The sequence below is a fragment of the Pseudomonas sp. R4-34-07 genome, from assembly GCF_003852375.1.
Classification (GTDB): Bacteria; Pseudomonadota; Gammaproteobacteria; order Pseudomonadales; family Pseudomonadaceae; genus Aquipseudomonas.
Window position 1 is genome coordinate 3,661,846 of record NZ_CP027760.1, and the last position, 13,318, is coordinate 3,675,163.

11 protein-coding genes are annotated in these 13,318 nt (G+C 61.5%); 9 read left to right on the forward strand and 2 right to left on the reverse strand.

Going from position 1 to position 13,318, the window contains the following annotated elements; genetic code table 11:
- Positions 1 to 118 precede the first annotated feature (118 nt).
- The 3 genes from C4J85_RS16840 to C4J85_RS16850 all read left to right on the forward strand — a co-directional run bounded on the left by C4J85_RS16840 (position 119) and on the right by C4J85_RS16850 (position 2,477).
- Positions 119 to 1,054, forward strand: coding sequence for a LysR family transcriptional regulator (locus C4J85_RS16840; protein WP_124410263.1), 936 nt, complete (start codon positions 119 to 121; stop codon positions 1,052 to 1,054).
- A 114-nt stretch (positions 1,055 to 1,168) separates the two neighbouring features.
- A complete protein-coding gene (locus C4J85_RS16845) occupies positions 1,169 to 1,561 on the forward strand; it encodes a MerR family DNA-binding transcriptional regulator (RefSeq protein WP_124363351.1) in 393 nt (130 codons plus the stop codon).
- Between the two features lie 16 nt (positions 1,562 to 1,577).
- The gene (locus C4J85_RS16850) at positions 1,578 to 2,477 is read left to right on the forward strand and encodes a hydroxymethylglutaryl-CoA lyase (RefSeq protein WP_124363352.1); all 900 of its coding nucleotides are present in this window, start codon (positions 1,578 to 1,580) and stop codon (positions 2,475 to 2,477) included.
- Between the two features lie 675 nt (positions 2,478 to 3,152).
- Here C4J85_RS16850 and C4J85_RS16855 read toward each other — a convergent pair.
- Positions 3,153 to 4,790 (reverse strand): AMP-binding protein, encoded by a 1,638-nt coding sequence (locus C4J85_RS16855; protein WP_124410264.1) that lies wholly within the window; start codon positions 4,788 to 4,790, stop codon positions 3,153 to 3,155.
- Between the two features lie 150 nt (positions 4,791 to 4,940).
- Here C4J85_RS16855 and C4J85_RS16860 point away from each other — a divergent pair, with 150 nt between their 5' ends.
- The 4 genes from C4J85_RS16860 (at position 4,941) to C4J85_RS16875 (ending at position 10,585) form a co-directional block, all read left to right on the forward strand.
- Positions 4,941 to 6,104, forward strand: coding sequence for an isovaleryl-CoA dehydrogenase (locus C4J85_RS16860; RefSeq protein ID WP_124410265.1), 1,164 nt, complete (start codon positions 4,941 to 4,943; stop codon positions 6,102 to 6,104).
- An 11-nt stretch (positions 6,105 to 6,115) separates the two neighbouring features.
- Positions 6,116 to 7,723 carry a carboxyl transferase domain-containing protein gene (locus C4J85_RS16865; protein WP_124410266.1) on the forward strand — a complete coding sequence of 536 codons (1,608 nt, stop codon included), beginning with the start codon at positions 6,116 to 6,118 and terminating at the stop codon, positions 7,721 to 7,723.
- 133 nt (positions 7,724 to 7,856) lie between these two features.
- Positions 7,857 to 8,663 carry a gamma-carboxygeranoyl-CoA hydratase gene (locus C4J85_RS16870; protein ID WP_124371123.1) on the forward strand — a complete coding sequence of 269 codons (807 nt, stop codon included), beginning with the start codon at positions 7,857 to 7,859 and terminating at the stop codon, positions 8,661 to 8,663.
- The gene (locus C4J85_RS16875) at positions 8,660 to 10,585 is read left to right on the forward strand and encodes an acetyl/propionyl/methylcrotonyl-CoA carboxylase subunit alpha (RefSeq protein WP_124410267.1); all 1,926 of its coding nucleotides are present in this window, start codon (positions 8,660 to 8,662) and stop codon (positions 10,583 to 10,585) included. The genes C4J85_RS16870 and C4J85_RS16875 overlap by 4 nt, the downstream gene beginning before the upstream one ends.
- Here C4J85_RS16875 and C4J85_RS16880 read toward each other — a convergent pair.
- A complete protein-coding gene (locus C4J85_RS16880; protein ID WP_124368983.1) occupies positions 10,582 to 11,217 on the reverse strand; it encodes a LexA family transcriptional regulator in 636 nt (211 codons plus the stop codon). The genes C4J85_RS16875 and C4J85_RS16880 overlap by 4 nt on opposite strands.
- 129 nt (positions 11,218 to 11,346) lie before the next feature.
- Here C4J85_RS16880 and C4J85_RS16885 point away from each other — a divergent pair, with 129 nt between their 5' ends.
- Both C4J85_RS16885 and C4J85_RS16890 read left to right on the forward strand, forming a co-directional pair.
- Positions 11,347 to 11,697, forward strand: coding sequence for a DUF6124 family protein (locus C4J85_RS16885; protein WP_124363358.1), 351 nt, complete (start codon positions 11,347 to 11,349; stop codon positions 11,695 to 11,697).
- Positions 11,698 to 12,161: 464 nt separating this feature from the next.
- Positions 12,162 to 13,313 carry a M14-type cytosolic carboxypeptidase gene (locus C4J85_RS16890; protein ID WP_124410268.1) on the forward strand — a complete coding sequence of 384 codons (1,152 nt, stop codon included), beginning with the start codon at positions 12,162 to 12,164 and terminating at the stop codon, positions 13,311 to 13,313.
- Positions 13,314 to 13,318 lie beyond the last annotated feature (5 nt).

The window sequence follows — 13,318 nt, forward strand, 5'->3', positions numbered from 1 at the left end:
CATGCAATCGATGCTAGAACAGCGCTGATAATTTACCTAGCCTATTCTCGGCGTGTATTAACATTCATCACCGATATATGATCGGCGTATGAATACCTAACAATAAGAGTGCAACGACATGAATCTGAGCAAGGTCGACCTCAACCTCTTTATCGTCTTCGACGCGATCTATACCGAAGCCAACCTGACCCGCGCCGGGCAGATTGTCGGCATCACCCAGCCGGCGGTGTCCAATGCGCTGGCACGCCTGCGCGAGACCTTCAACGACCCGCTGTTCGTGCGCACCGCCCAGGGCATGGTGCCCACGCCGATGGCACAGAACATCATCGGCCCGGTGCGTAATGCGTTGTCGTTGCTGCGGGTTTCAGTGCAGGAAAGCCGGATTTTCAATCCGCAACAGGCGGCCAAGACCTACCGCATCAGCATGACCGACCTGACCGAAGCGGTCATTCTGCCAGCGCTGTTCCAGCGCCTGCGTCGCCTGGCGCCGACGGTGGTCATCGAGAGTTTTTTGTCCAAACGCCGCGAAACCACCAAGGAGCTGGCCGCCGGGCGCCTGGACTTTGCCGTGGATGCGCCGCTCAACACCGACCCGCAGGTGCGTCACGTCAAGCTGATGGAAGACCGCTACGTGTGCGCCATGCGCAAGGGCCATCCGATGGCAGGCAAGGACAAATTCACCCTGGATGACTACCTGTCCCTGACCCATATCCATATTTCCAGCCGCCGCAACGGCCTGGGCCATGTCGACCTGGCCCTGGGCAAGATGGGCATCCAGCGCAAGATCGCCCTGCGCTCCCAGCACTACCTGATGGCGTCGCAGGTATTGCAGCAGACCGACATGGTCATGACCGTGCCCGAACGCTTCGCCCGCCGCCATGAACTGCACTGGTTCAACCTGCCGGTCAATGACGTGCCAGCGGTGGAAACCCACCTGTACTGGCACGAAAGCACCGACCAGGACCCGGCCAACCGCTGGATGCGTGAGCAGATGATCGAGTTGTGCCAGCAGGTAACCGCCCACGAAAAAAAGCTGGATAAACAACAAGCCTGAGGTGGAGGAGTTCCCCTGTGGGAGGGGGCTTGCCCCCGATGGGCTGCGCAGCAGTCCTTGACGTTTACGTCAACCTGACATTAGCTTAGCGCCAAGACCTTCCTGAGCACCGCCATGAGCACCACCTACAGCATCTCCGACCTTGCCCGCGAGCTCGATATCACCACCCGCGCCATTCGCTTCTATGAGGAACAAGGCCTGCTGGCCCCGGAACGTCGGGGCCAGGAACGTATCTACTCGGCGCGGGACAAGGTCAGCCTCAAGCTGATTCTGCGCGGCAAGCGCATCGGCTTCTCCCTGGCTGAATGCCGCGAGCTGATCGAACTCTATGACCCCACCAGCGGCAACCACATCCAACTCAACAGCATGCTCGCAAAAATCGCTGAACGCCGCGAGCAGCTCGAGCAACAGTTGCTGGATATCGAACAGATGAAGCTGGAACTGGACACCGCCGAAGAGCGCTGCACCCAGGCCCTGGCAACTACCATGAGCCAGGCCGGCCATTGATCAGAAGGTAACCGTCATGTCCCTCCCCTCACACGTACGCCTGGTGGAAGTCGGCCCGCGCGACGGTTTGCAGAACGAAGCCCAGCCGATCAGCGTGGCCGACAAGGTACGGTTGGTGGACGCCTTGAGCGGCGCTGGCTTGAGCTATATCGAGGTCGGCAGTTTCGTGTCGCCCAAATGGGTGCCGCAGATGGCCGGCTCCGCCGAGGTGTTCGCGCAGATCCAGCGCAAGCCTGGCGTGACCTACGGTGCGCTGGCGCCGAACCTGCGCGGCTTTGAAGATGCGCTGGCGGCTGGGGTCAAGGAAGTCGCGGTATTTGCGGCGGCGTCCGAAGCGTTTTCCCAACGCAATATCAACTGCTCCATCAGCGAGAGCCTGGAGCGGTTTGCACCGATCATGGCGGCGGCCCGGCAGCATGGGGTCAGCGTGCGCGGGTATGTGTCGTGTGTGTTGGGTTGCCCCTATGAAGGCGAAATCGCCGCGCAGCAGGTCGCGGCGGTCGCCCGCGAACTGTATGCCATGGGCTGCTATGAAGTGTCCCTGGGCGACACCATCGGCACCGGCACGGCCGGCGCGACCCGGCGGCTGTTCGAGGTGGTCGGTGCACAGGTGCCGCGCGACAAGCTCGCAGGGCATTTCCATGACACCTACGGCCAGGCGATCGCCAATATCTACGCCAGCCTGCTGGAAGGTATCCAGGTATTCGACAGCTCTATCGCGGGCCTCGGCGGCTGCCCTTATGCCAAGGGCGCGAGCGGTAACGTCGCCACCGAGGATGTGGTGTACCTGCTCAATGGGCTGGGGATCGACACGGGTATCGACCTGGAGCGCTTGATTGACGCGGGCCAGCACATCAGCCAGGTGCTGGGACGGGCGAGCGGCTCACGGGTGGCGAAGGCGCGTAACGCCGGTTGAGTAGCACGGATGTGACAATGTGTTACCGCACGCCGACACAGCGGGTAACGAGGGAACAGAATCCGTCGCGTTTTTTGAAAGATATGACGTGCTAAAAAATCAACTGCTTGATTTTAAAGTAATTTAAAAAGTTGGCACGGCTTCTGCTATCTCTACTGCATAACAAAAATAAAAAGCGCCAAACCTAATAAAAATAAGACGAAACGACTCTGACATAACAAAAACAACACGGCAGAGACGCAGCTAACAGATTTTTTTGGAGAAGATGTGCTTCGCAGGGTACGGCATGCCGAAACCCGCAACCGGTCAGAGAAAAATAAAACTACCTCAGGTAGCTACCCACTGGTTGGATCGTTTACGAAGAAGCGGATCAGCGTTCAAAAAAATACGTTTGCTCTTGACCCCGGATGGGGGTCGCCAAAACAGCGGTAAAGGGTAACGGTTACCAAAAACAACAATAGACCGCCCCTCAATAATAAAAAAAGAGCACGCAACGACAAATTAAAGGGGACCTTCGGGTCCCCTTTGTGCTTTCTGGCTGATCATTCCCACGCTCTGCGTGGGAATGTCTCCTGTGACGCTCCGCGTCGCGCCAGCCGCTGCACGTTTCGGCTACTGCGCTAAGGTGACGCAGAGCGTCAGGGGCTGCATTCCCACGCAGAGCGTGGGAACGATCTATTGAGGGCGTGTTTGCAGCTCTTCAATCGAGATTTCGCGCATGCGGAATTTCTGGATCTTGCCCGTCACCGTCATGGAGAACGCGTCTACGAACTTGAAGTGCCTGGGCATCTTGAAGTGCGCGATGCGGCCCTTGCACCAGGTTTGCAGTTCCAGTTCGCTCGCCACATGGCCTGGGTGGAGTTTGATCCAGGCGACAATTTCCTCACCATAGCGCTCATCGGGGATGCCGATGACCTGCACATCGGCCACTGCCGGATGGGTGAAGAAAAACTCCTCAAGCTCGCGTGGATACACGTTCTCGCCACCGCGGATGATCATGTCCTTGTTGCGCCCGGCGATGCACACATAGCCATGCTCGTCCATGGTCGCCAGGTCACCGGTGTGCATCCAGCCCTCCGTGTCGACAGCATCGCGGGTGCCCTCGGGGTTGTTCCAGTAGCCGAGCATCACGCTATAGCCGCGCGTGCACAGTTCGCCTGTCTCACCGCGTGGCACCGTGTTGCCGTCAGCGTCGATGATCTTGTTTTCCAGCTGCGGCTGGGTGCGGCCCACGGTGGTCACGCGGCGTTCCAGGTCGTCATCCGCGCCGGTCTGCAACGACACCGGGCTGGTTTCGGTCATGCCATAGGCAATCTGCACTTCACTCATGTGCAACTGACCAATGACGCGGCGCATCACCTCGATCGGGCAGATCGACCCGGCCATGATCCCGGTACGCAGGCTGGATAAGTCGAATTCGCCAAGGCGCGGGTGATCGAGCAGCGCAATGAACATGGTCGGCACGCCGTACAAACCCGTGGCGCGTTCTTCGGCGACGGCGGTAAGCGTGAGCAGTGGGTCGAAGCCGTCATTGGGGTAGATCATGGTGGTGCCGTGGGTGATGCAACCGAGGTTACCCATCACCATGCCGAAGCAATGGTAAAGCGGCACCGGGATCACCAGGCGGTCGTGCGCCGTAAGGCCAAGGCTTTGGCCGACCATGTAGCCGTTATTGAGAATGTTGAGGTGACTGAGGGTGGCGCCCTTGGGGAAACCGGTGGTGCCGGAGGTGTACTGGATATTGACCGGTTGGTCGGCGTGCAGGCCGGCTTGGCGAGCGTGCAGTTGTTCAGGCGCAACCTGCGCCGCCAACGCCGGCAGGTGTGACCAAGGCAGGAATCCTGCGGGCGGGTCGGGGTCGAGACTGACGATGGCGCGCAGGTCAGGCTTGAGCGCCTGCAGCATGGCGTGGTAATCGGAGGTCTTGAACGAACCGGCGCACACCAGCCACGCGCAGCCGGATTGCTTGAGCACATATTCCAATTCACTGCTGCGGTACGCCGGGTTGATATTGACCAGGATCACCCCGAGCTTGGCGCTGGCGATCTGGCTGATGCACCACTGCGCGCAGTTGGGCGCCCAGATGCCCAGGCGGTCGCCGACCTGCATCCCCAGGGCCATGAACGCACGGGCATGCACGTCCACGGTCTCGGCCAGTTGCCGCCAGGTGTAGCGGCAGTGCTGATGACGCACCACCAGCGCTTCACCCTCGGGATAGCGTACGACAGTCCGATCAAAGGCCTGGCCAATGGTCTCGGCCAGCAAGGTCTTGTCCTGGGAGCCACGGCTGTAGCTCAGGTTCGGTTGATCCATAACGGCCCCTGTTGTCTTTTTTGTAGGTTGACGTAAACGTAAACTACGATTGACAGCGCCTCAACGCAAGCTTACGTTAACGTAAAGGTGAGCGCCCTCCTCCGCGGCTCGCCGACACAACAACAAAAGCTCACATTAAGGTGCCTGTCCATGAGTTACCCGTCCCTGAACTTCGCCCTCGGTGAGACCATCGACATGCTGCGCGACCAGGTGCAGGCCTTCGTGGCCAAGGAAATTGCACCCCGCGCCGCCCAGATCGACATCGACAACCTGTTCCCCGCCGACCTGTGGCGCAAGTTCGGCGATATGGGCCTGCTGGGCATCACCGTGCCGGAAGAGTACGGCGGTGCCGGCCTGGGTTATCTGGCGCACGTGGTAAGCATGGAAGAAATCAGCCGTGGCTCGGCCTCAGTGGCGTTGTCCTACGGCGCTCACTCCAACCTGTGCGTCAACCAGATCAACCGCAACGGCAGCCACGAACAAAAACTCAGGTACCTGCCCAAGCTGATCAGCGGCGAGCACATCGGTGCGCTGGCCATGAGCGAGCCGAATGCCGGCTCCGACGTGGTCTCGATGAAACTGCGCGCCGACAAGCAGGGTGACGCTTACGTGCTCAACGGCAGCAAGACCTGGATCACCAACGGGCCAGATGCCCACACCTACGTGATCTACGCCAAGACCGACCTGGAAAAGGGTGCCCACGGCATCACCGCGTTCATCGTCGAGCGTGACTGGAAAGGCTTCAGCCGCAGCAGCAAGTTCGACAAGCTGGGCATGCGAGGCTCCAACACCTGCGAGCTGTTTTTCGATGACGTGGAAGTGCCCGAGGAAAACATCCTCGGCGTGCTCGACGGCGGCGTGAAAGTGCTGATGAGCGGCCTCGATTACGAGCGCGTGGTGCTCTCCGGCGGCCCCACCGGCATCATGCAGGCCTGCATGGACCTGATCGTGCCCTACATCCACGACCGCAAGCAGTTCGGCCAGAGCATTGGCGAATTCCAGCTGATCCAGGGCAAGGTCGCCGATATGTACACCCAGCTCAACGCCAGCCGCGCCTACCTCTACGCGGTGGCCCAGGCCTGCGAGCGCGGTGAAACCACGCGCAAGGATGCGGCCGGGGTGATCCTCTATAGCGCCGAGCGCGCCACGCAAATGGCCCTCGATGCGATCCAGATCCTGGGCGGCAACGGCTACATCAATGAATTCCCCGCCGGGCGCCTGCTGCGGGACGCCAAGCTGTACGAAATCGGCGCCGGCACCAGTGAAATTCGACGGATGTTGATCGGTCGCGAACTGTTCAACGAAACCCGCTGAGGAACACGCCCATGGCCACCCTGCACACCCAGCTCAACCCACGCTCGGCGGAATTTATCGCCAACAGCGCGGCGATGCGCCAACAGGTCGACGCGCTCCATAACCTGCTCGCCCAGGTCCAACAAGGCGGCGGCGCCAAGGCCCAGGAACGCCACACCTCACGCGGCAAGCTGCTGCCGCGCGAGCGCATCGATCGCTTGCTCGACCCGGGCTCGCCGTTCCTCGAACTGAGCCAGTTGGCCGCCCATCAGGTGTATGGCGAAGACGTGCCGGCCGCCGGTGTGATTGCCGGCATCGGCCGCGTGGAAGGCGTCGAATGCATGATCGTCGCCAATGATGCCACCGTCAAAGGCGGCTCCTATTACCCGCTGACCGTCAAAAAGCACTTGCGCGCCCAGACCATCGCCGAGCAGAACCGCCTGCCGTGCATTTACCTGGTGGACTCCGGCGGAGCCAACCTGCCGCGCCAGGACGAAGTGTTCCCGGACCGCGAGCACTTCGGGCGGATCTTCTTCAACCAGGCCAATATGAGCGCCCAGGGCATCCCGCAGATTGCCGTGGTGATGGGCTCGTGCACGGCCGGTGGTGCCTATGTGCCGGCCATGGCCGACGAAGCGATCATGGTGCGCCAGCAAGCGACTATCTTCCTCGCCGGCCCGCCGCTGGTGAAGGCCGCTACCGGCGAAGTGGTCAGCGCCGAAGACCTCGGCGGTGCCGATGTGCACTGCAGGATTTCCGGCGTGGCCGACCACTATGCCGACAACGATGAACACGCCCTGGCCCTGGCCCGTCGCAGCGTGGCCAACCTCAATTGGCGCAAGCTGGGTGAGTTGCGCCAACGTCCGCCAGTGGCGCCGCTGTACAACAGCGAAGAGCTTTACGGCGTGATCCCGGCCGATGCCAAGCAGCCGTTCGACGTGCGCGAAGTGATCGCCCGGCTGGTGGACGGTTCGGTGTTCGATGAGTTCAAGGCGCTGTTCGGCGCCACCCTGGTCTGTGGCTTTGCGCACCTGCACGGCTATCCGGTGGCGATCCTGGCAAACAACGGGATCCTGTTCGCCGAAGCCGCGCAGAAAGGCGCGCACTTTATCGAGCTGGCCTGCCAGCGCGGGATTCCACTGCTGTTCCTGCAGAACATCACCGGCTTCATGGTCGGCCAGAAGTACGAAGCCGGCGGTATCGCCAAGCATGGCGCCAAGTTGGTCACGGCGGTGGCCTGTGCCAAGGTGCCGAAGTTCACGGTGATCATTGGCGGCAGTTTCGGCGCCGGTAACTACGGCATGTGCGGTCGCGCCTATGACCCGCGTTTCCTGTGGATGTGGCCCAACGCACGCATCGGCGTGATGGGCGCCGAACAGGCGGCGGGCGTGCTGGTGCAGGTCAAGCGCGAGCAGGCAGAGCGCGCAGGCTTGGCATTCAGTGCCAGCGATGAAGCGGCGATCAAGCAGCCGATCCTCGACCAGTATGAAACTCAGGGCCACCCCTATTATTCCAGCGCACGCTTGTGGGATGACGGCGTCATCGATCCGCTGCAGACCCGCGATGTGCTGGCCCTGGCGCTGTCCGCCGCGCTGAATGCCCCTATCGAGCCGAGCCGCTTCGGCGTGTTCCGCATGTAACCTGTAGGAGCGAGCTCGCTCGCGAAAAACGTCCAGTCAACGCGTGCATCCTGGATACCCGCGTTATCGTTGACGACCTTCGCGAGCAAGCTCGCTCCTACAGGAGGCCTCTCATTTTCATGGAGCTTCTTGCATGAGCGATTTCAACACTCTCGAACTGATCACCGACAGCCGTGGCTTTGCCACGCTGTGGCTCAGTCGTGAAGCCAAGAACAACGCGTTCAATGCCCAGATGATCCGCGAACTGATCATCGCCCTCGACCAGGTCCAGGCCGACCCGGCCCTGCGCTTTCTGGTCCTGCGCGGGCGCGGCAAACACTTCAGCGCCGGCGCCGACCTGGCCTGGATGCAGCAGTCGGCCGAGCTGGATTACCACACCAACCTGGACGACGCCCGTGAGCTGGCCGAGCTGATGTACAACCTGGCCAAGCTGAAAATCCCTACGCTGGCGGTGGTGCAAGGCGCGGCCTACGGCGGCGCGCTGGGCTTGATCAGTTGCTGCGACATGGCAATTGGCGCCGATGACGCGCAGTTCTGTCTGTCGGAAGTGCGTATCGGCCTGGCACCGGCGGTGATCAGCCCGTTCGTGGTGCAGGCCATCGGTGAACGTGCGGCCCGCCGCTATGCCTTGACGGCCGAGCGGTTTGGCGGCCAGCGCGCGCGCGACATCGGCCTGTTGGCGGAAAGCTACCCGGCCGACACGTTGGACCAGCGGGTGGATGAGTGGGTCGCCAACCTGCTGCAAAACAGCCCGGCGGCGATGCGCGCCAGCAAAGACCTGTTGCGTGAGGTGGGCAACGGCGCCCTCACCCCGGCGCTGCGCCGCTACTGTGAAAACGCCATTGCGCGTATCCGGGTAAGTGTCGAGGGCCAGGAAGGCTTGCGCGCCTTTCTGCAAAAACGCACGCCAAGCTGGCAATCCAGGGAGCCGCGCCCATGAGCACACTCACCACCGTGCTGGTGGCCAACCGGGGCGAAATCGCTTGCCGGGTCATGCGCACCGCCAAGGCGATGGGGCTGACCACCGTGGCCGTGCACAGCGCAATCGACCGCGACGCCCGGCACAGCCGCGAAGCGGATATTCGCGTCGACCTGGGCGGCAGCAAGGCCACTGACAGTTACCTGCAGATCGACAAACTGATCGCCGCCGCCCACGCCAGCGGCGCCCAGGCGATTCATCCGGGCTACGGCTTCCTCTCGGAAAACGCCGGGTTCGCCCGGGCCATCGAGGCAGCGGGCTTGATCTTCCTCGGCCCGCCCGCCTCGGCGATCGACGCCATGGGCAGCAAGTCGGCGGCCAAGGCGCTGATGGAAACCGCTGGCGTGCCGCTGGTGCCGGGCTATCACGGCGAGGCCCAGGACCTGGAAACCTTCCGCGAGGCCTGTGCGCGCATCGGTTACCCCGTGCTGCTCAAGGCCACGGCCGGCGGTGGCGGCAAAGGAATGAAGGTGGTCGAGGATGTCAGCCAGTTGGCGCAAGCCCTGGCCTCGGCCCAGCGCGAGGCCCTGTCGTCATTCGGCAACGGGCAGATGCTGGTCGAGAAATACCTGCTGCAACCGCGCCATGTGGAAATCCAGGTGTTTGCCGATCAACACGGCAACTGCCTGTACCTCAATGAGCGCGATTGTTCGATCCAGCGACGCCATCAAAAAGTCGTGGAAGAAGCCCCCGCGCCGGGGCTCGGCAGTGAACAACGCAAGGCCATGGGCGAAGCGGCGGTCCGCGCGGCGCAGGCGATCGGCTATGTGGGCGCGGGGACGGTGGAGTTTCTGCTGGATGCGCGCGGCGAGTTTTTCTTCATGGAGATGAACACGCGCCTGCAAGTGGAGCACCCGGTCACCGAGGCGATTACTGGCCTGGACCTGGTGGCCTGGCAGATTCGCGTGGCCCAGGGCGAGGTGCTGCCGATCACTCAAGCGCAGGTGCCGCTGATGGGGCATGCGATCGAGGTGCGGCTGTATGCCGAAGACCCGGCCAATGACTTCCTGCCCGCAACCGGACGATTGGCGGTGTACCGCGAGCCCAACCCCGGTCCGGGTCGGCGCGTGGACAGCGGCGTCGAGCAAGGCGACAGCGTTTCGCCCTTCTACGACCCGATGCTCGGCAAGTTGATTGCCTGGGGCGAGGACCGTGAGCAGGCGCGGCTGCGCTTGCTGAGCATGCTCGACGAATGTGCGGTGGGCGGGCTCAAGACCAACTTGGGATTTCTGCGGCGCATCATTGGTCACCCGGCCTTTGCCGCGGCTGAGCTGGATACCGGATTCATTCCGCGCTATCAGCAAGAGCTGCTGCCGGCGGCCGGCACGCTGGACGATGAGTTCTGGCAGGCAGCGGGATCGGCCTTTATGCAGAGCCTGCCGGCCGGTGACGGGCCGTGGGCAGACACCCGGGGCTTTCGTGCGGGGCTGCCGGCGCAGGTCTCACTGCATTTGAGCTGTAACGGGCAGGATCGCTTGGTCACACTGGCCGGGCAATCGTCGCAGTTCACCGGCGAGCAACTGGTGATCGAACACCAGGGCGTGCGCCGCTCCCACCTGGCCGTGCGCGATGAAGGCACGGTGTATCTGCGCTGGGACGGCGAGATGCAGGCGGTCAGCCTGTTCGACCCGATTGCGGCGGCCGAGGCCAGCCACTCCCCTCAAGGCGGCCTCACCGCGCCCATGAACGGCAGCATCGTGCGCGTGCTGGTAGATGTCGGTCAACGCGTCGAAGCCGGCGCGCAACTGGTGGTACTGGAAGCAATGAAGATGGAACACAGCATCCGCGCACCTGAGGCGGGTGTGATCAAGGCGCTGTTTTGCCAGGAGGGCGAGATGGTCGCCGAAGGCAGTGCGCTGGTGGAGCTGGAAACGGCGGACTAGAACTTCGCCGTGGCTTGTACGACGACGCCAAGGATGCGGCACTCGTCGGTGAACAGCAGCTTGGGATAGGTGGGATTGAGCGGCGCCAGGTAAAGCTGGCCGCTGTCTGCCTGCAACTGGCGAAAAGTCGCCTGAGGGTTGTCGAGCCATTGCGCAACCACCAATTTACCGGGCTCGGCCTCGATGGCCGGGTCGACCAGGATCAGCATGCCTGCGCTGATGCTCAGGCCACTGGGCGCGGTCATGGCGTCGCCGACCACCGGCAGCCAGAAGGCGTCGCCGTGGGCATGGTAATCCGTCAATTCGAAACGTGCCGGCCCATAGCTGGCGCGTTCTTCGCGCAGCTCGCACACGCCGTTCCAATCGCTGACCGGGTAGCGAAAGTAAGGGTTGTGGTGATGCTCCAGTGCCGCCTTGGTGTCCGCCCTCTCGCGAATCTCCAGCGCGACCTCCAGATAGCCCAGCCCCAGTTCCGCCAGTACCCGGTTCATGTCCGCCAGGCTCGGCACGCGGCGCTTGTTGAGCCAGTGGCCCACGCCGCCCTGGGACATGCCCAGGCGCTCCGCCAGTTCATCCTGCGTGACCTTGCGGTCTTTCATGTTGGCTCGCACCAACGCTATCCAGTTATCCATGGCGCTGACAATACGTTGCGTATTTTCCAGGGCAATAAACAGTTTGTAGTAATCCATAAAACGACATAAATACGATACGTACTATCATCGACATAAGGTTTTCGACACCCACCCGGAGTACCGCCTCTTATGACGACGAGCCCGTATCATCTGCCTGAAACACCCGAACACACTGACCTGCATGACATGCGCTGCAGCGGCGCCGCCCAGCGCGCGCTGGACTATTACTTGAAAGAAGATATGTCTGCGCGAGACGTGGACGAGGCCTTTTTCACCATCAAGCCAGGCATCAGCCAGGAAGAAGCGCTGGTGCATGCCTCTGACCTGCTGCGCAGTGCTGCGGCAACGGCCTACGAATCGGCGAGCAGCCATCAAGGCAATCATCGCGACCTGGCGTTTTCGGTGGTTTACTTGATCGATATGGCGAAAGCGATGGTGGAGCGGTCGTTGCGAGCGACTGAGGCGCAGGCGAACATTTAAAGGACGTGCACGAAAAAATTTCTATCGAGCGGATAAAAACATTTGACTTGCAAATGATAATGATTATTATTGGACCTAGCTGATCGCGAGATCAGTCGATAGACCAAGAGACCTTAGGTCGGACTCTTGGAATATCTCCTCATCAGGCTAATCACGGTTTTTGACCCGGCTCTTTGGCCGGGTCTTTTTTTTGCCAGTTTTTCCTGGCGTGGCTTCAGGCTAATGAAGACTGTGTGGTGCGTGATGGCGCGCATGGTAGCAAAAGCCCATTGCGAATAGAAAGGCACAGCACCGCTCTAGCCCGGATCTTTGCGATTTAGCGCTTGAGAATCAATCTCACAAACCCTAAGCTGCCGCAGCGTCACGGATGACGCCCCCTCCCCCGTGCAACAATTTTGCTTCCAGAATGTGCCTACCGCCTGTGTAAGATAGCCGCCACATCCTCATATTCAGGCAACCAGACTATGACCGTGGCCTTGACCTCCATCAAGATCAGCACTGCTTTCGACAGCGGCAATATCCAGGTCCTGGATGCCAGCGATGCCTACCAGCTATTGCTGGCCATCAAGCCCGACACTCGTAGCCAGCACTACCAGTGGTTCCACTTCAAGGCCGAAGGCATGCACGTGGGCCACACCCACACGTTTCGCCTGAGCAACGCGGGCCGCTCGTCTTACAAGCATGCCTGGAGCGGCTATAACGCCGTAGCGTCCTATGACCATGTCAATTGGTTCCGCGTGCCGTCGCGCTTTGACGGCGAAATCCTGCATATCAGCCTCCAGACCCGGGAAAAACACGCGTGGTTCGCCTACTTCGAACCTTATAGCCGCGAACGCCACGACTGGTTGATCGAGCAGGCCCTGAAGTACGCTGGCGTCAAGCTATTGGCCACCGGCAAGAGTGTCGAGGGGCGCGATATCCAACTGCTGCGCCGTGGCAAAGGCGGCGAAGGTCGCCGCAAGGTCTGGATCATCGCCCAGCAACATCCCGGCGAACACATGGCCGAATGGTTCATGGAAGGCGTCATCGAACGCCTGCAACAGGACGGTGACGCCGAGCTGAAAAAGCTGCTGGCGGTGGCCGACCTGTACCTGGTGCCGAACATGAATCCCGATGGCGCGTTCCATGGTCACCTGCGTACCAACGCCATGGGCCAGGACCTCAACCGCGCCTGGCAGAGCGCCAGCCAGGCACTCAGCCCGGAAGTGCTGTTCGTGCAACAGCAGATGGAAAAGCATGGCGTCGACCTGTTCCTCGATATCCATGGCGACGAAGAAATCCCCTACGTCTTCACCGCCGGCTGCGAAGGCAATCCCGGCTACAGCCCGCGTATCGAAGCCTTGGAAAACCGTTTCCGCAGCCACCTGAGCCACCTGACCCGTGACTTTCAGACCACCCACGGCTACACCCGCGACCTACCCGGCGAAGCCAATATGACCCTGGCCTGCAATGCGGTGGGTGAGAAATACGACTGCCTGTCACTGACCCTGGAGATGCCCTTCAAGGACAATGACGACGCACCCAACCCGAAAACCGGTTGGTCCGGCGATCGCTCCAAGCAGCTGGGCAAGGATGTGTTGAGCAGCGTGGCCGATATCATCGGCCACGTGCGTTAACGCTC